The sequence below is a fragment of the Paenibacillus sp. FSL H7-0756 genome (assembly GCF_038006765.1).
Taxonomy (GTDB): domain Bacteria; phylum Bacillota; class Bacilli; order Paenibacillales; family Paenibacillaceae; genus Paenibacillus_AQ.
The window spans coordinates 1,414,876-1,433,498 of the sequence record NZ_JBBOVT010000001.1 but is presented as its reverse complement, the minus strand read 5'-3'; the positions used below and the strand labels follow the sequence as shown (position 1 = coordinate 1,433,498).

Below are 18,623 nucleotides of genomic sequence, written 5' to 3'. Positions count from 1 at the left end.
ACCTTACTCCACTGGAGTAAGGTTAGGTGCACACTGTAATTTTAATTTTATAAATTGCTAATAATGTATCTAAGATTTGGAGCTGCGTTCAGGGTCAACCTTCATCCGCATTCTCAAAAACAAATCAATTACCGGACGCTTGGTCTTACTGATGACCCCGGTGATCTCTGCGCCGATCTGCAGGAAGAAGAGCATGACGCAGATGACTACAAAGGTAACCCAGTTGGCTTCGTAGAGCGAAGCTGAGGTCTGGATGACCGCCAGGATACCGAAGAATGCGGCAATGCCGTAGATGATCAATACTGTCTGGCGGTGGCTGAAGCCAAGTTCGCGCAGACAGTGATGGAGATGGCCTTTATCCGGAGCGAAGATCGGCTTCTTCTGCAGCTTGCGCCGGACGATGGCGAAGAATGTATCCGATAACGGAACTCCGATGATCAGGAGTGGTGTGATGAATGAAACCACCGCAATCTGTTTGAAGCCGAGCAGTGCGAGCAGCGCCAGGCAGAAGCCCAGGAACAGCGAGCCTGTATCGCCCATGAAGATTTTGGCGGGATGGAAGTTGAAGAACAGGAATCCCAGAATGCTGCCCAGAAGCAGCAGACAGAGCAGGGCAACCATGGTGTTTCCCATCAGGAAGGCCATGACAGCAATCGTTGCAATTGCGATACCAGATACGCCTGCTGCAAGCCCGTCCAGACCGTCAATCAGGTTCACGGCATTCGTGACGCCGACAATCCAGAAGATGGTCAGAGGGATGGCAATCCAGCTCTCCAGGGAAGAATAGCTATTATGAAAAGGAATATTTACGAAATCAACCGTGATGCCAAACCCGAAAACTACGATACAAGCAGCGGCAATTTGGCCCAGCAGCTTCACTTTGGCTGACAGCTCGAACCGGTCATCCAGACCGCCGATCAACACAATCAGACCTCCGCCGCATAGCAGCGCCTTAATGAAATTAGCCTCCCGGGGAGTGAAGTCATAAGGAATAATCGGTAATACGGCAAGCAGGCCTAACACAAACGCCAGAAATATACCGAGTCCGCCGAGGCGGGGCATGATCTTCGTATGCACTTTCCGGGCATTTGGCACATCTGTCGCACCGATCTTAATAGCGAATTTCTTCACGAACGGCGTCAAAAGCAGTGCAAGCCCCATGCACACAATGAATCCGGCGATGTATATGATTAACATGTGAAAAGTCGACCTCCATTTCTCTACCGCATTGAATTATACGCTGAACCAAAAACAAATTCCAATACTGTTTTTAGGCGATACCACGGATTTTTTCGGTGAATTCCCTCATTTTACTGGTCTTTTGTGACTTTATCTTTCTCTCGTACCACTTTTACTGCGAATTTCGGCAGCGCAAGCATTCTTTTGTAACGTGTAGGTTCCTTGAGCAGCCGGTATAACCATTCTGCCCTTAATTTCTGAAAGGCAACAGGGGCGCGGCGGCTCTTGCCGGAGATCACATCAAAGCTCCCGCCGACACCCATCATCACCGGGATCTGCAGCCGGGATTTGTATTTGGCGATCCATGGCTCCTGGCTGTCTGCCCCTCTGGCAACAAAGAGCAAGTCAGGCTTCGCTTCAAGGATGCCGCCCACAATCTGTTCATCTTCTGCCGGACCAAAATACCCGTCATGATATCCTGCGATGACAATACCGGGATATCTTGTTTGTAACCGGGAAGCCGTCTCGCGAATCACCTCAGGGGTAGAACCGAGCAAATATACTCTCCAGTTATAGCTTTCGCCTTGGTGCAATAATTCATGTAAAAGATCAAAACCGGCTACACGCTCAGCTACAGGCTCATGACAATATCCCGCTGCCCATACTACTCCAGTCCCGTCAGGGACAACCAGCTCTGCTGATTTCATAATTTCCATATAAGACGGATTCTCCAGCGCCGCCATAACCATGATCGGATTGGCAGTAATTACCTGATGAGGCTCACGCTTACGAACCGCCTCCGTTAAATAGGAAACGGTGGTTTTCATATCCGCCTTGGATACTCGTATGCCAAAAATGGGCACTGTCGGTATTACGCTATCTGCTTTCACTTGTCACTCATCCTTTATGGCCGAAATATTGGGCAATTCGCCGGGCCGGAGCCTCTGCCTCTCGGGTGAGCGCGGCGATCAGCGGCTCCCGCTCCTGCTTCCAGCTCTCCCCCGAGCTCAGCAGCTCCAGAAGCCCGGCAGCCACCTTGTCTGCCTCCAGTGTATCCGTCTTACCCACCGGCTGACAATTCACCCGCTCCAGAAAATGATCAATCTTCGGATCATACGAGACGCCCATCAGCGGAACACGCTGTCCCGCAGCATAGATAAGGCTGTGCAGCCGCATGCCTATAAGCGCCTGGCACTGGCTTACCTCCCGCAGCATCTGCAGCGGATGAAGCGCATCCTCACGGATCGTTACCGATCCCCCATTATCTTCTATAGCCCGGCCTATCTTCTGCATCACATAGCGGGAAGCCTCATTGTCCGCAGAATGATGGAAGGGCAGAAAGTGTACATGGAGCGGCTGGACCGCTGAAGCCTTCACCAAGCCCTCAGCCAAGGAATCCAGCTCCTTACGGGACTGCTCCCAGAAGCGCACGGAGACACCTACAGTAGCGGGCGAACCTTGCATGCCGTAGTTGGGTGTTCCAGCTACCGTATCTGCTCCTGCAAGTTGTTCCGGCTGCATATCTTCAGGCAACTCCAGACCCATAACCGGGTCAGGTACTACCTCTACCTCATCAATACTAAACCCCATCGACTGAAGCAACAAGCGGGACTGTTCATCCCGCACCGAGATGTACGCACATTTCCGGAAAACCGATTTGATCAGCGGATGAAACAGCTTGCGGTTCACCGGGCCGATCCCCTGGGAATAGATAAATGTCGGCTTCCCCATCCACTGGGCCAGCTTGATGATGCCCAGGTAATATGGGATGGTCTTGCTGCTTGTCACATCCTGAAGCAGGCTGCCGCCGCCGCTGATCAGACCCGCACTGTCTGATATGGCTCTCCGCACCTCTCCCAGCTTCATCCGGTGTACTGACTCCACCCCGTATGTGGCAGACGTCCACTCTGGATCAATGGATAAGACCACAGGCGTAAGTGTTATTCCGGCGGCCCGGGACTGCTTGTGTACAGCATTCAGAATCGACTGCAGAACGGCTTCGTCTCCACTGTTGTGGAAGCCGTAAAAGCCGGAGATTACAATTTTTTGAGCAGAGGTGACCATCGTTTCCAACACCCTTCCGCAATCTGCCATACCCCTACAGCGATAATACCGATAATCAGGCCGAGTCCCAGACCAAGAAGTCCGCGAACCAGCGAAATCAGCACAGGCGAATGAATATGGGCAAAGGTATCCACCATAGACAACTGCCCAATGACTGCAATAATCATGATGAAGGCTGCACTCCTGTATTTATAAGCCAAGAATGCACCGAGGATAAAGAGCGGATGTGCCAGCAGGAATTCCTTGTTACGCGGTCTGACCCCAACGGTATTCTCCAGGAAGACACGAAGGAGTTTCTCCGGTGCACTTACAGTTCCGGCATTCCCGGTCCGGCTCAAATAATACATCCCCACGATACCGATTACGCCGGCCGCAATGACCATAGCGAGTGTAATCGGTGTCCGCAGCAGCTTACCTGTCTTGTTAAAGGCAAACTCTCCACGGTACAAAAGAACATAGATTGCGGTAAGCCCGATCGGTGCCAAATGCAGCAGGCTCACACCACGGAACTGTTCCAGTACCAGGGCATAGGTAATATTATTCAGCAGCGCAATGACGAAAGGCACCGCACTGAATGTAATTAATGCAGTTTTGACATACAGAACGAGACTATGCGTCAGACGGCGGCGCGGGCTCATTACGGCAAAGGTTAACGGATTGGCACGTAAAGGCGGGCCCATTTCATTAATTTTGCGGATAGCCAGTATTATAGCCAGGGTAGGCGCACTTATGGCTACGGCAAGCGCAAGCGCCTGTTCAAATAAGGTTGGCTTCAGAACCAGCAGCCCGGCGCTTCCCACCAGTCCAAGCACCCATACAGGCAGAGTAAGCCATGGAATGAAGTAGGAGAACAACAGCGCAACCATAGCTACCGCTCCGATTACTGCAATCAGCTTGAAATAACGCTGGAAGGAGGAATCGCTCACATCAAATGCTGTAGCCTGCCCAATGTGGAAGCCGTTCGCCTCAATCTTGGCCACCGCACCCTCAGGTCCGCTGAGACTCTCAATCAGGTTATCCATCGTATCTGTAATGGCAGCCTTCTTGGTATCTCTCGAGGGAATCGTATTCAGATAGATCATGCGGATATTGCGGTCTTTTGTGCCCAGCGCGAACCGGTCAGCAATCACCTCAGTCTTGAGGCTGGAATCCGCCTCGCTGAGGGAATACAGGCGCGTCACGTTGTAATCCAGCATATAAGCCAGCTTGGAGAAGCCCTTCTGTTGAACCTTAATATTCTCGATTGCCGCTATTCCCATCCCGTGTTGCTTCAGGAGGTTAGCGAAGGTGGTTAGACTGCCTGTATCCGCATCATCGGAGTACCCCTTAACCGACTCTCCTTCAAAAAGAATCCGCTTGACGCCAAGCTCAGCGTAACGGTCCAAAAGTTTCTTCACGGCATCCTGATTGTATGCCAGCGAGTCTACAAGCCGGGGCACAATGCTGAAGCCCTTCTCATGCAGCATTTCCAGTGTAATCGGGTCCGGCTGCAGCGGCTTGAGCGTTGCATCCTCCAGCGGCGTCTGGATAATTAGCCCCTGCTGGCCGCGGTAGTTCCATTCTTCCGTCCGGATGTCCACTCTGCTGAAGGCATCGCGGATAACCGGTGAGAGCATTTCACTGTTCTTCGCACTGGTAAAGAGGACATATGTATAGTTCTCATTCTCCGGAATCACAGTATCGGTAAGATTGGCGATATCAGACGCTCCCCAGATCATCAGGCGGCGCGCCTTGCGGAAATCCTCCAATGTATTTTCATAGATAGCCATACTCTGAACACCGGCTGCCTTCAGCCGGTCCAGCTGCTCGTTGATATAATCCTGCGGATTCTGCCGGTAGCTCGCAACCTCAACCAGATCCCGGTAATCAAAGACAAACTCAACCGATTTGGAAGACTTCTCTGTCTGTAGACGGTCGTATACGACCGGAAGCGCACCTATAAGCCCTATCACCATAATGATCCATAACCACTTGCGTGATGCTATATTCCAGCGTTGCCATTTCTGCTGCACCAAAGTACCTCCTCTTTCACTTTAAAGCTGATTGCCGTACGTCACAGCTGCCGACCCGACCCTCTTGCCAGCGGCAAATTTAAGCGGAAACGGAGGTCTGTCCATCTGGAGCAGCTCCGTTTCCGCAGGGAAGTTATATATTGCTTATTATTTCCCGTCTACCCGTGCCATAACCTGACTGGTTAATTCCGCAACCTTGTGCTTGGCGTTGTCCAGGGATTCACCCACCACGGCAAAATACACTTTGATCTTCGGTTCCGTGCCGGAAGGGCGCAGGCAGAACCAGGAGCCGTCCGACAGCAGATATTTCAGCACGTTCTCTTTAGGCAGACCGTCAAGCCCCAGGGAATAGTCCAGCACCTGCGTCACGGAAGCACCTGCGATTTCGTGCGGAGGGCTGGTCCGCCAGTCATTCATAATCCCCTGAATCTGAGCCACTCCATCCTTGCCCTTCAGCGTGCGGGACTCCAGGCTCTCCAGGAAGTATCCGAACTGTGCATACAGCTCTTGCAGCACATCGTACAGGGTCTTGCCCTGGGCCTTGTAATAGGCACCCGCTTCAGCGATCAGCATTGCAGCAAGGACTGCATCCTTGTCACGGGCATAGTTACCGGCCAGATAACCATAGCTTTCTTCATATCCGAACAGATACGTATACTCGCCTGACTGCTCGAACTGGTTCATCTTCTCCCCGATATATTTGAATCCGGTCAGGGTGTTGAACACCGTAGCGCCATAATGGCTGGCTACAGCAGCGCCCATCTCACTGGTTACAATGGTCTTGACTACAGCGCCGTTAGCCGGCAGCTTCCCCTGTTCCTGTAAACGGCTCAGGTAATAATGAATCATGAGCGCGCCGGACTGATTCCCGGACAGCACTACAAATTTGCCTTCGTTGTCACGAACCACAGCGCCCATACGGTCAGCATCCGGGTCTGTACCGATCAGCAGATCTGCATTCAGCTCTTCGCCCAGCTTCATCGCCAGGGTGAAGGCTTCACGTTCCTCCGGATTCGGAGATTTCACAGTAGAGAATTCGGAATCCGGCTGTTCCTGCTCAGGAACTACATGTACCTGGGTGAAGCCGATCTTCTCCAGTACACGGCGGACCGGAAGATTGCCTGTCCCGTGCAGAGGCGTATAAACAATGGAGAAGTCACGGCCCAGCGAAGAAGCAATTTCTTCACGGCTGACACTTACCGCAGCAACCGTATCCGTAAAGGCTTCGTCCTCTACGGCTCCCAGCCAGTGCAGCAATCCTGCGCTCTCTGCAGCGTCCTGAGACATGCGCTTCACACCGTTGAAGGAGTCCACATTCAGGATATTAGCAATAACCTGCTCTGCTTCATGCGGCACCAGCTGCCCGCCCTGTGCATTGTAGACCTTGTACCCGTTATATTCAGGCGGGTTGTGGCTGGCAGTGATCACGATGCCTCCAGAGGCCTTCAGATGGCGGACGGCAAAGGAGAGCTGCGGCGTAGAGCGCAGGGACGGGAACAGATGGGTCTCAATACCGTTGCCGGCAAGTACAAGCGCAGCCTCCAGCGTGAATTCCGGCGAGAAGCGCCGGGAATCGTGGGCAATGACCACCGAGGGTCTGCTTTCTCCCGTATGTTGTCCCAGAATGTAATCTGCAAAGCCCTGAGTTGCCCGTCCCACCGTATAACGGTTCATCCGGTTACTGCCTGCCCCAATGACTCCGCGCAAGCCGCCTGTACCGAATTCAAGATCTCTATAGAATCGTTCTTCCAGTTCCTTCGGTTCACCCGCAAGAGCCTTCAGCTCTTCTTTGGTGTTCTCGTCGACAGAAGGGTCCTGCAGCCAGCGTGTCAGGGTCTCCTGCGCTTTCGGGCTTAATCCAGTCATGTCAATCTCTCCTTCTCCATCTATAATATATAAGTTTATAACAGGAACTAGCTGAGTGCGAACATAATCTCGCCGGACGCTACTGTCTTGCCGTCCACCTTGGCAGTGGCTTGTCCTTTGCCGATGCTGCCTTTCAGCCGGGTAATCTCTACCTCAAGCACAAGGGTATCGCCAGGGACAACCTGCCCGCGGAAGCGGAAGCCGTCGAGCCCGGCCAGAAAGCCGATTTTCCCACGGTTAGCCTCTACTCCGAGAATAGCTACAGCACCCACCTGAGCCAAGGCTTCGGTAATCAGCACACCCGGCATAACTGGAAACCCTGGGAAATGTCCGGCGAAAAACGGCTCGTTCACTGTAACATTCTTGATGCCTACCGCACGTTTGCCCATTTCTATTTCAGTAATTCTGTCCACCAGCAGAAATGGGGGCCGGTGGGGGATTATTTCTTGAATTTCATTGGTATTCATCATAATTATAAAGCTCCCTTCGGTTGTAACCGCGTCTTATGAACCTCCGCCTACAGCAGCACTTTTGTTTTATTCTCCGCTGCCCTGCATAAATATGGACAGCTTCGGCAAAAACTATAATTATCCTTCACCACCTGCAGCAGTGGAGGTTAAGATAAGGGGCTTTCTCCACCGCACGCGGCAGCATGACGGAGAGAGCCCTTTTTGGCGCTCTTAGGGCACGCCATCATTATACATTTTCCAGTATAAAAAAGAAAACTCCCCTGCACAACAAGGGAGCCTTAACTATCAGTATGCGATAACGCTTCAAGGTGCGAACACCAGATCATATACATGCTTCCAAGTACTCCACAGGAGCACATCGCTTAGTTCCTTTTTGCCGAGGATCACATATCCTACGACCAGCCCGCCTCCAAGTGCGGCAACCAGCAGCAATGGAATCAGGAACCACTGAATAATGGTCCAGGCCCTAATCCTGCGCCGCTTCACCGGCTGCTGTTGTTCCTCTTCTGCATTCTGTGCAGTCTTAACCTTCTCACGACTCATTCCTTCACCTCACGCGCGCATGTTATTAGCCAGGCCCAGCATCTGGTCACTGGAGGACAGCGCCCGGGCAGCAAGCTGATACGTACGCTGAATCTGCATCATCTCCGTCATTTCCCGGCTCAGATCCACGTTAGAGGATTCCAGATAGCCTGAGCGAACGCCTACATCCTTCGCTTCGCCCGCTGCTCTTTGCACGAATGCCTGCTGCGTTGTCACGCCTTCAGCCAATACATAGAAATTACCATCTACAGCTTGCAAGGCATTCTTGCTGAGCGGCTCAACAATCATTAAGCTGCCTGCCAGGACAGGCGGCTGTTTCTCATCCGTCTTGGTCCACACCTGCCCGCGCTCATCAATAGCAGCACTTACATTAGCTCCTACGCTGAGCGGGGTGCCGTTAGCACCCAGCACAGGATTGCCGGTATTGTCCACAAGAATCATCTTATCCTTATTGGCGGTATCCGGGGTGAAGTGGAAAGCGCCCTGGCGGGTATATGCCGTTTCACCATTGACTTGAACGCCGAACAATCCATTGCCTTGAAGCGCCAAGTCCGTAGGCTTCCCTGTCTCCTGGAGCGTGCCTTCCTCCCAATTACTTGACACTGTAGGCACACGCACACCAAAGCCGATATTAAAACCCAGCGGCATACTGCGTCCAGGCTGGTTATAGTCCTTGGATTGCTGCTGTACACGGGTAAGCACATCCTCGAACGAGCCTTGTTTGCTCTTATAACCATTCGTATTCATATTGGCAATGTTATCCGCTATAATATCCAGCCGCTGCTGCAGACTGGCCATTGAGACAGAAGCACCGATTGTTGAGTTGTTCACAGGTCTAACCTCCTACTAGCTTGATAAGAAGAAACTGGCTAACACCATCAATATAATGATCCATGCAAGCCCGGCTATACCCGGCCGACTTCATTCACAGCCTTTTGCAGGCTGCTGTCATAGAACTGGATCACTTTCTGATTCGCTTCATACGCGCGGTAAGCGGCGTTCATATCCACAGTGACCTGAGTGGCATCCACATTCGAGTTCTCAAGGTAGCCCTGACGGACCTGCAGATTATCAGTTCCATTGGAAAAGCGGATGTCTGCGGCCTCGGCATCATCGGCATGGAAGACACCATTACCGTCACGCACCAGCTCCTGCGGTCTTGTGATGACGCTGATTCCGATCCGTGTGCCTGAAGGCAGTCCGGTAGCATTGTTAATCAGATTGCCCTGCCCGTCCACTTTAAGGTTATCCTGAGGCCCTGTCAATCGCAGCGGATTGCCGTCACTGCCCAGCACTCTGAATCCGCCTGAGCTAAGCACTTCCCCTGTAGGAGCAACTGTAAAGCTTCCGTTACGTGTATATAAATTATTGCCTTCATTGTCTTGAACCGTAAAGAACGCCTGGGGCCGGTAAATAACCTCGCCCTCCGGACTGATATATTTCCCCGAGCCGTCAAAAGCAAGGTTGGTGCCCGGATTATCCGGGTCTGGGACCTGCAAATCGGTAGACAGCGCAAAATCTACGCTCTTGCCGCTCTCAATGAGGTCGCCCTGCAGGTATTGGGAGACGGACTGCTCGGCAAAAACCCCGGTATTGATCCGTCCGACAGGCTTAGCAGCGCCCCCGTTCATCGCGGTGATCAGCACCTCGGGAAAAGCATGGCTGACACTGTCGACCTGCTTGTACCCCGTAGTATTTAAATTGACCAAGTTCTGCGTCGCCGTATCATGTCTGCGCTGCTGCGTTACCATTCCTGCTGCGGCTGTATATAATCCTCTGAGCATGAGGTCAGTCCCTTCCTGGAATCTGCTGTTCTCCCTTATTATCGGCAGGCTAGAACTTTTTCTTAACCACCTTGTCCAAATGATCCAGCATAATTCCCGTGCCCTTGACTACGCAGTGCATCGGGTCCTCAGCCACCCAGACCGGAACATGCAGCTGTTCGGAGAGCAGCTCGTCCAGTCCGTTAAGCAGGGCGCCTCCGCCGGTCAGCACAACTCCACGGTCAATAATATCTGCCGACAGCTCTGGCGGTGTACGCTCCAGCACCGACTTGGCCGCAGCCACAATCGAAGAAACCGGATCCCACAGCGCTTCCTTCACCTCACCGGATGAAATAGTAAGGGTCTGGGGCAGTCCGCTCACCATATCACGCCCGCGGATATCCATCTCTGCCTTCATACCGCCCGGCCGTACCGAGCCGATGGTCACTTTGATATCCTCCGCTGTACGTTCACCAATCAGGAGCTTATATTTCTGTTTAATATATCTTAAAATGGCATCGTCGAACTTGTCCCCCGCGATCTTAATGGAAGAGGCGGTAACGACGTCGCCCATGGACAATACGGCTACATCCGTCGTTCCGCCGCCAATATCGACGACCATATTTCCGCTAGGCTGATAAATGTCCATTCCTGCGCCAATGGCTGCAGCTTTGGGCTCTTCCTCCATGAAAACCTCTTTGGCCCCGCTGCGCTCTGCCGCCTCACGGATGGACTTCGTTTCCACAGAAGTAATATTGGTGGGAGCACAAATCAAAATACGGGGCCGCGAATACCAGGTCCGGCCGCCAACGCTGTCAATAAAGTATTTGAGCATCATTTCCGTAATGGCAAAGTCGGCGATTACACCGTCACGGAGCGGACGAATCGTCGTTATATTTCCAGGTGTCCGCCCGACCATCCGGCGTGCCTGTTCACCAACCGCAAGGACCCGCTTCGTATCACTTTCAAGTGTGACCACGGAAGGTTCATCCAGAACGACTCCCCTTCCCTTGACATGAATGAGCACGTTAGCTGTGCCGAGATCGATTCCGATATCCTTGCTAAGCATAATGAAAGAGCCCCCAAAGTGTTATTTTAAATGAGAAAAGAAGATTGTACCAAATTTAAAAATACCATACTTTAGGGGGTGAGTACAATGGACTAAACCTGAATTATGGCGCGAAAATCCGAAAATCTTATGGCTTTGAGGCTACGGCAACCTCACGCTTCTTACCTGTGGTTTTCTTATATTTAATTTTTGTGGCTTCTCCCCCCCGAAGATGACGGATGGACTTGTGATATTCGAGAATGTGCTTCACCTGATCAGCCAGATCCGGATTAATTTCCGGCAGCCGTTCGGTTAAATCTTTATGCACCGTGCTTTTTGAAACGCCAAATTCCTTGGCTATGGTCCGGACCGTGTGCCTGGTTTCCACGATGCAGCGTCCGATTTTAATGGTACGTTCCTTGATGTAATCGTGCACGCTCCCGCCTCCCAACTGTGAATAGTTTGGTACATTATATGAGGGGCGGGCCTATATATTCGCGCTTTCAGGACATGACAAGCTCAGGAAGGCTCATTTTATTTGTCGGACAACCCAATTCACTGCATTTCACTGCCCCATTTCCGGAATAGAACCTGCCGGACTGTCCATTTCGGGGAGAAGCAAAAAATAACCCCACAAAGTGGGGCTTTAGCGTAAGTGATGACTCAGGTACTTTGCGGGGACCCCAAAACATATAAATTCTCTTTAAAAAAACAGGAGGCTTCCGCCCCCTGCTGAACATTTCGGCTTAGCGCTGCGGAAGCAAATCCGAAGGATTCACAATCTTGCCGTCCTCATGCACTTCAAAGTGTACATGGTTGCCAAGACCCTTCTCCATCTCATTACGTCCCGCTGCCCCCAGCATATCGCCTTGCTTCACTTCATCGCCCTGCTTCACTTTGATTTCACCAAGACTCTGATAGACCGTCTTCAGATCGCCGGGAGAGGTAATCTCGATTACCTTACCCAGTACAGCAACATCTTCCACTCTGGTAACTTCACCGCTGAGCGCCGCCTTCACATCAAACGTCTTGTTGTCCTCACGGGCAATATCAATTCCGGTATTGGTGACAAAGGTATTATTGTACTGCACCATCGCCGCAATATGATTCTCTTCCGTGCCGTTCTCGTCGTAGTACGGTTTGACCACTTCCACTTCACTCGGGCTGGCTACCGGCCAGACCAGGCTTTCGGCTGATGCGACAACTTCCAGGGCTTCGGGATCACCGTTTGCAGCTCCGGTTTTGCTGCCGGCCTCACCTTGGGATACTACCGCGGCGTTATCAGGATTCAGCGGCTTCTGGCCGGCATCCTGATAGACCCACACCAAGGTTAGTATAAGTGCCGCTGCCGCCGTGTAGACTGCCGGGAATACCCACCGTTTGGATAACAGTCTGCTCCATGAAGAAGGCTTAGCGCCTGAATCTCCCTGCTTGTTTTTGAGAGATTCATCATGGGTTGATTTGATTTTGTCTTGTTCATTCATATGGTTATCACCTCAGTAACCAGTGTTACCGGGCGCTTCGCTTTTATACGTATCTTGCAGATTATTTTTTCAGAAGAGTTGAGATTCCGGTAAAAGAGACCCCGCTGTAGTAGTGTTTGAGAATCTGTGTAGCCGTCTTGCCCTGCTTCGCCATTCCGTTCGCCCCCCACTGGCTCATGCCGACACCGTGGCCGTTACCATACGTGGTGATCTGCACCTTCCCCGCTTGGCGCTTCCAGGTGAACTGGCTCGAGCGCAGCCCCAGCTTCTCTCTCACTTCCCGCCCGGTAAACACCTTCCCTCCGATAGAGATCTGTTTGATCCGGTGGCCGGCTGTAAGCGACAGCACCTCCGCCGGCAAGCTGGCAGAGGATTGAGCGGAGACTGGCGTTGCCTTACCCGAAGCTCCCAGACTGGCTGACACCGGAAGGTCCTTGGTTCCAAGGCCCAGCTTGCTGCGCAGCTCCGAGTTACTGAAGGTGTAGGTTACGGCCAGGTTCGGGGTGATCTGCAGCTCCCAGGGGCTGGCTACACTGCGCAGGTAGGGAACCGCAGCATTCCAGTATTCCTCGGAGTTCTCGGTATAGCCTCCGCTGGAGGCGAAGAAGGAAGCTGTGATCGGCTGCCCCTGATAGGTCATGATCGTTCCGCGCGTCTCCAGGACCGCGCGGCGGATCTTCGCCAGTCCGGCGCGCTTGCTGCCGGATGCCCAGTCCCGTTCCAGCACGGCCTTCGATACGTAAGCCTGATGGCTTACCGTATCGCTCACATCCGCTTCGGGAACGGGTACCCCGCTGTGGTCGCCGGCGGCCAGACGGCGGGCAATGAACGTGCGGGCCGCTACGGCCTGCGCCTTGAGCGCTTCAAGCTCAAATTCGGCCGGCATCTCGGCCGCCAGTACGCCGCTGACGTACTCCTCCAGCGGCAGGGTCTCGATTTGTCCGCTCCGCGACAAATAGACGGTGACCTCCGGCTGCGGCGCCTCTGCGGCAGCCGGTGCCGGCGGCGCCGGAACGGCCGTGGCCTGTGGCACGGCCGGGGGCGCCGGCGGCTGTTGTCCCCCGCGCTGCGGGACAACAGCCAGCGGCAGCAGCAGCGCCGCCAGCAGGGGCGCTGCCAGCCAGGCGGCGGGGGCCAGCCGCCGCGCGCGCGCGTAGCTATGCGGACGCTTCAGGATGCGCCGCAGCTTGATTAACTCTTTCATCTCTATGGCTCCTTCCGTAAGCACCGGTGATTCTTATAGATATGAATTTGCGGCACCTGCTAGAACGGGATTTTGAGAGAAAGAGAGTTGCGGAATCCCACGGTACGTATAAGATTTTTTTCAAAAAAAAAGGACCAGCCGCTTAGCGGCTGGTCCTAATATTTTTAAGAATAACTATTATACCCAAGACGGCTGAATCTGGAAGCGGGGTCTGATCTCTTCGGCTTTGGAGGATTCGCTTCTGGCCGGTTCAGGCTTAAGCGCTTCTTCTTTTGCAGCAGGAACTGCCGACTCTTCCATGGAAATACGCCATATGTCCGCACCAAGTCCTGACAGCTTCTCAGCCAGGTGCACATACCCGCGGTCAATGTGATGTGTTCCGCTAACTTCTGTAGTGCCTTCCGCCACAAGCCCTGCCAAAATAAGCGCAGCACCTGCACGCAGGTCCGTAGCACATACCTTAGCGCCGACCAGACTGGCATTGCCCGTCACAATCGCAGAGCGGCCCTCAATCTTGATCTCCGCGTTCATGTTGTGGAATTCATCCACATGCATGAACCGGTTCTCGAAGACGGTCTCTGTCACTACGCTGGTTCCTTCCGAGCGGAGCAGCAGTGCCATCATCTGTGACTGCATATCTGTCGGGAATCCCGGGTAAGGTAATGTCTTGAGATCGACAGCCTTCAGCGGCTTGTCGCTGATGACACGGACTCCGTTCTCATCCGGGATAATCGTAACGCCCATTTCCTCCATCTTGGCAATCACCGGACCCAGATGGTCGGCAATAGCTCCCTCAACATACACATCACCGCCTGTAATCGCCGCTGCTGCCATGTAGGTTCCAGCTTCGATCCGGTCAGGAATGACATGATGTCTTACGCCGTGCATACGCTCTACGCCTTCAATCCGGATGACTCCGGTTCCGGCTCCGCGTACAATGCCGCCCATCCCGTTCAGGTAATTGGCAAGGTCGACAATCTCCGGCTCTTTAGCCGCATTCTCAATTACTGTGGTGCCTTCGGCAAGCGCGGCAGCCATCATTATATTTTCGGTCGCACCTACGCTGGCCACATCCAGATAGATCTTGGCTCCGCGCAGTCTTCCGTTACTTTTCGCATCGATGTAGCCCTGGCCCAGACTGATCTCGGCTCCAAGCGCTTCAAAACCCTTCAAGTGCTGGTCAATTGGCCTAGTTCCAATGGCGCAACCGCCAGGCAGAGAAATACGAGTATGCCCCATACGGGACAGGAGTGGACCCATAACCAGGAAAGAAGCCCTCATTTTGCGTACCCATTCGTATGGTGCTTCACAGGAAGTAATATTAGTGGCATCTACTTCAATCACATCGTTCTGGTATGTAATACCTGCACCCAGAGATTCCAATACCTTGTTAATCGTCATTACATCGTCTAACGGAGGTGCGTCCACAATGACGCTAACTCCTTCTTCTGCCAATAGAGAGGCGGCTATGATCGGTAGTACGGAATTTTTTGCGCCGCTAACTTTCACGCTCCCGGTCAATCTGTTGCCACCGCGGACGATAAATTTGCTCATTTCGGTTTCCCTCCGCGTCCATTATTTCTGAAATAAATTTTGAGGTTAAAATTCGTCTGTTAAGATATTGAATATTCCGTCATTGCGTCTTAGGTGCAGATTCCTTGCTTAACTTCAGTGTTGACATAATAAAACCTTATTATTCGACACTTTTTTCACTGCATCAGCCTATACAGATATAACCAAAGCCGCTGCCGTTAAAACATCCGTCCTATAAGTCCGCTCCAGCCCAGATAATCAAGCAGGAACCCGGCCACGAAGTGACCCAGGACAATTGCCAAGAGCAGGTGCAGCAGTCTGCCCTGAGGGCTCTTGGGATATCTTATGACCAAATCCAGCTTAAGGTTCTGAAGTGACCACCAGGATAATGCAACGCAGATCAAAGAGATAACCATCGATATCATATTGCTGGTGCCGATCGCACCCGACAACTCAGCGGATAAGCGTGTGTTCATATTAGCCCCCTGTGTTAGGTACTCGGAAATCGACTCTTATATCATACTTGTGCAGGGGAAAAGAATCCAGTACTTTTACGAAATTTTAAACAAATGGGTCTTTATATGCAGATCTGATGACGATATGTTCATAAACTGCTAGATTCTCATCTAGCAAAAAAAGCAGTCAAGCCCAGGGCTTGACCGCTTATCTGCTACTGTTGTCCTTTACCGGTCGAAACTTTGATGCGCGTTACAGCACGCTGTAATGCCAGCTCCGCACGGCGGTGATCGATCTCATCCTGCTTGCTTTGCAGCTTAAGGCGGCGCTCAGCCCGCTCCTTAGCCGCTTCAGCGCGCTCCACATCAATATCCCGGGGCAGCTCAGCACTTTCAGCCAGCACCGTTACCTTATCTTTGTGCACTTCAACGAAACCGCCATGCACAGCGATGGAGACTGTAACGCCGTCCGCCTTAACGCTAAGCGGAGCAACCTGAAGCGGGGTGACGAGCGGAATATGTCCCGGGAGAATCCCCAGTTCACCATTCACGCCGCGTACCGTCAGACTGTTCACTTGCTTGGAGTAGACCAGATGCTCCGGAGTAACTATTTCGAGCAAAAAGGTATTCACTTCCATTCCTCCTCAAAGCTTTACAGAATAAAGCCCGATCCCCCAGCATAAGCATGCTTAGGGTTACAACGTTTTCGCTTTTTCCACGGCTTCTTCAATCGTACCTACGAACAAGAACGCTACTTCCGGAAGATCATCGTGCTTACCTTCCAGGATTTCCTTGAAGCTGCGTACAGTTTCTTTGATTGGCACGTACTTGCCTTTGAAGCCGGTGAACTGCTCTGCTACGTGGAACGGCTGGGACAGGAAGCGCTCAACCTTACGGGCGCGGGATACAATCACCTTATCCTCTTCACTCAGCTCATCCATACCCAGGATGGCAATGATATCCTGAAGCTCAGTATAACGCTGCAGCAGCTGCTTAACGCCTTGTGCCACGTTATAGTGCTCTTCGCCGACGATTTCCGGTGCCAGCATCCGCGAGCTGGAAGCCAGCGGGTCAACCGCAGGGAAAATCCCTTTTTCGGAGATTTTACGCTCCAGGTTGGTCGTCGCATCCAAGTGGGCAAACGCCGTTGCCGGTGCAGGGTCTGTATAGTCATCCGCAGGCACGTAGATCGCCTGGATTGAAGTAACGGAACCTTTCTTCGTGGACGTAATACGCTCCTGCAGCTGACCCATTTCTGTAGCCAGTGTAGGCTGGTAACCTACCGCAGAAGGCATCCGGCCGAGCAGGGCCGATACTTCGGAACCCGCTTGGGTGAACCGGAAGATGTTATCGATAAAGAGCAGCGTATCGCGGCCTTCTACATCACGGAAATATTCCGCCATGGTCAGTCCGGTCAGAGCTACGCGCAGACGCGCGCCCGGCGGCTCATTCATTTGTCCGAAGACCATCGCCGTTTTTTTGATAACGCCGGAATCGGTCATTTCGTGATAGAGGTCATTCCCCTCACGTGTCCGCTCGCCAACGCCGGCGAATACGGAGATACCGCCGTGTTCCTGTGCAATGTTGTTAATCAATTCCTGAATGGTTACTGTTTTACCTACGCCGGCACCGCCGAACAGGCCGATTTTACCGCCCTTGGCATAAGGGGCCAGCAAGTCGATAACTTTAATTCCGGTCTCCAGAACCTCTGCCTGAGTTGATAACTCATCAAAGGTAGGAGCCAGACGGTGAATCGGGTTTCTTGCAGCTACCACCTCAGCACCGTTATCGATTGGATTACCAAGTACGTTAAATACGCGGCCCAGTGTTGCTTCACCGACTGGAACCGAGATCGGTGCTCCCTGGTCAATCGCATCAATCCCGCGTACCAGTCCATCTGTGGAAGACATGGCGATACAACGCACCAGGTTATCTCCAAGATGATTGGAAACTTCAAGAGTCAGATCCATGTTACGGCCATCGCTTAGAGTTTCAACAATTTTGATGGCGTTGAATATCTGGGGCAACTGGCCGCGTTCAAATTCAATATCGACAACCGGACCCATAATGCTCACAACGCGTCCTTTGTTCATCTTCATTTCCCTCCTCGAAAGCTGTTACATCTGTATTAAGACTGCGCGTTCGCACCAGCCACGATCTCGGTAATTTCTTGCGTAATGGCCGCCTGACGGGCACGGTTGTACGTAAGTCTAAGTTCTCCGATCATTTTTGACGCGTTCTTCGTTGCACTGCCCATGGCTGTCATCTTAGCTCCCAGCTCACTGGCTTTGCCGTTCAGAAGAGCACCGTAGATTAAAGTCTCGGCATATTTCGGAAGCAGAACTTCCAGTACGCCTGCAGGCGAAGGCTCGTATTCATAAGCAGCAGATGCTCCGTGATGCTCGCCCTCCCCAACGCCTTCCATAGGCAGAAGTCTGTCTACAGTCGGAATCTGGCTGATCGCATTAACGAACTGGTTGTAGCAAATGTAGATCTCATCATAGACGCCTGTCTCGAACTGGTTCACCGCCGAATAGGCAATCGACTTGATGTCGGCAAATTTCGGGGTATCGGACAGCTCGGTGATTTCTTCTACAATGGGATATTCACGGCGCCGCAAAAAGTCACGGCCTTTGCGCCCGATCACAAACAGCGCATACTCATCCTTGGACTTATGGCGTTCTGCGATCAGCATCGTTACTTTACGCAGAATATTCGCATTGTAGCCGCCGGCAAGACCTCTGTCCGAGGTGATGATCAAATAACCTGTTTTTTTGACAGGCCGGCTGACCAGCATCGGGTGCTGGAGATCCTGCGTACCGGCAGCAATACTCGAGACGACCTCTTTCAGCTTCTCTGAATACGGACGGGCTGCTTCTGCCTTCTCCTGCGCCTTGCGCAGCTTGGACGCAGCGACCATCTCCATCGCTTTGGTGATCTGTCTGGTGTTCTGAACGCTCTTAATTTGACGTTTAATATCGCGCATGCTTCTTGCCATGATT

The 18,623-nt window shown here is 52.5% G+C and carries 18 protein-coding genes; all 18 read right to left on the bottom strand.

The features are described 5' to 3' along the window. Positions 1-69 precede the first annotated feature (69 nt). Positions 70-1,197: a glycosyltransferase family 4 protein gene (locus NST04_RS06385; protein WP_341183617.1), complete on the bottom strand. Its 1,128-nt coding sequence runs from the start codon at positions 1,195-1,197 to the stop codon at positions 70-72. A gap of 113 nt (positions 1,198-1,310) precedes the next feature. Then, positions 1,311-2,006, bottom strand: coding sequence for a WecB/TagA/CpsF family glycosyltransferase (locus tag NST04_RS06380; protein WP_341183616.1), 696 nt, complete (start codon positions 2,004-2,006; stop codon positions 1,311-1,313). 70 nt (positions 2,007-2,076) lie between these two features. Beyond that, on the bottom strand, positions 2,077-3,243 hold the full coding sequence (gene csaB, locus NST04_RS06375; RefSeq protein WP_341185190.1) for a polysaccharide pyruvyl transferase CsaB: 1,167 nt from the start codon (positions 3,241-3,243) through the stop codon (positions 2,077-2,079). Next, positions 3,216-5,255, bottom strand: coding sequence for a DUF5693 family protein (locus NST04_RS06370; RefSeq protein ID WP_341183615.1), 2,040 nt, complete (start codon positions 5,253-5,255; stop codon positions 3,216-3,218). The genes csaB and NST04_RS06370 overlap by 28 nt, the downstream gene beginning before the upstream one ends. Before the next feature lie 147 nt (positions 5,256-5,402). Then, entirely contained in the window at positions 5,403-7,121 is a 1,719-nt protein-coding gene (locus tag NST04_RS06365; protein ID WP_341183614.1) for a phospho-sugar mutase, read from the bottom strand. A gap of 47 nt (positions 7,122-7,168) precedes the next feature. After that, a complete protein-coding gene (fabZ, locus tag NST04_RS06360) occupies positions 7,169-7,591 on the bottom strand; it encodes a 3-hydroxyacyl-ACP dehydratase FabZ (RefSeq protein WP_339251866.1) in 423 nt (140 codons plus the stop codon). A gap of 303 nt (positions 7,592-7,894) precedes the next feature. Beyond that, on the bottom strand, positions 7,895-8,134 hold the full coding sequence (locus NST04_RS06355; protein WP_341183613.1) for a DNA-directed RNA polymerase subunit beta: 240 nt from the start codon (positions 8,132-8,134) through the stop codon (positions 7,895-7,897). A 9-nt stretch (positions 8,135-8,143) separates the two neighbouring features. Continuing rightward, entirely contained in the window at positions 8,144-8,965 is an 822-nt protein-coding gene (locus NST04_RS06350; RefSeq protein ID WP_341183612.1) for a flagellar hook-basal body protein, read from the bottom strand. A gap of 74 nt (positions 8,966-9,039) precedes the next feature. Continuing rightward, complete coding sequence (locus NST04_RS06345) at positions 9,040-9,918, bottom strand: flagellar hook-basal body protein (RefSeq protein WP_341183611.1); 879 nt, start codon at positions 9,916-9,918, stop codon at positions 9,040-9,042. A gap of 49 nt (positions 9,919-9,967) precedes the next feature. Beyond that, complete coding sequence (mreB, locus tag NST04_RS06340) at positions 9,968-10,966, bottom strand: rod shape-determining protein MreB (protein WP_036699265.1); 999 nt, start codon at positions 10,964-10,966, stop codon at positions 9,968-9,970. 127 nt (positions 10,967-11,093) lie between these two features. Next, positions 11,094-11,381, bottom strand: coding sequence for a sporulation transcriptional regulator SpoIIID (gene spoIIID, locus NST04_RS06335; RefSeq protein ID WP_019915029.1), 288 nt, complete (start codon positions 11,379-11,381; stop codon positions 11,094-11,096). A 310-nt stretch (positions 11,382-11,691) separates the two neighbouring features. Next, a complete protein-coding gene (locus NST04_RS06330; RefSeq protein ID WP_341183610.1) occupies positions 11,692-12,429 on the bottom strand; it encodes a M23 family metallopeptidase in 738 nt (245 codons plus the stop codon). A gap of 61 nt (positions 12,430-12,490) precedes the next feature. Then, complete coding sequence (gene spoIID / locus NST04_RS06325) at positions 12,491-13,633, bottom strand: stage II sporulation protein D (RefSeq protein ID WP_341183609.1); 1,143 nt, start codon at positions 13,631-13,633, stop codon at positions 12,491-12,493. Between the two features lie 177 nt (positions 13,634-13,810). Continuing rightward, on the bottom strand, positions 13,811-15,187 hold the full coding sequence (gene murA, locus NST04_RS06320) for a UDP-N-acetylglucosamine 1-carboxyvinyltransferase (protein ID WP_036699206.1): 1,377 nt from the start codon (positions 15,185-15,187) through the stop codon (positions 13,811-13,813). Between the two features lie 197 nt (positions 15,188-15,384). After that, positions 15,385-15,642: a DUF1146 family protein gene (locus NST04_RS06315; protein WP_036699207.1), complete on the bottom strand. Its 258-nt coding sequence runs from the start codon at positions 15,640-15,642 to the stop codon at positions 15,385-15,387. A gap of 194 nt (positions 15,643-15,836) precedes the next feature. After that, a complete protein-coding gene (locus NST04_RS06310) occupies positions 15,837-16,253 on the bottom strand; it encodes a F0F1 ATP synthase subunit epsilon (protein WP_036699230.1) in 417 nt (138 codons plus the stop codon). A 63-nt stretch (positions 16,254-16,316) separates the two neighbouring features. Beyond that, entirely contained in the window at positions 16,317-17,714 is a 1,398-nt protein-coding gene (gene atpD / locus NST04_RS06305) for a F0F1 ATP synthase subunit beta (RefSeq protein WP_341183608.1), read from the bottom strand. A gap of 35 nt (positions 17,715-17,749) precedes the next feature. Then, the gene (gene atpG / locus NST04_RS06300; protein ID WP_341183607.1) at positions 17,750-18,619 is read right to left on the bottom strand and encodes an ATP synthase F1 subunit gamma; all 870 of its coding nucleotides are present in this window, start codon (positions 18,617-18,619) and stop codon (positions 17,750-17,752) included. Positions 18,620-18,623 lie beyond the last annotated feature (4 nt).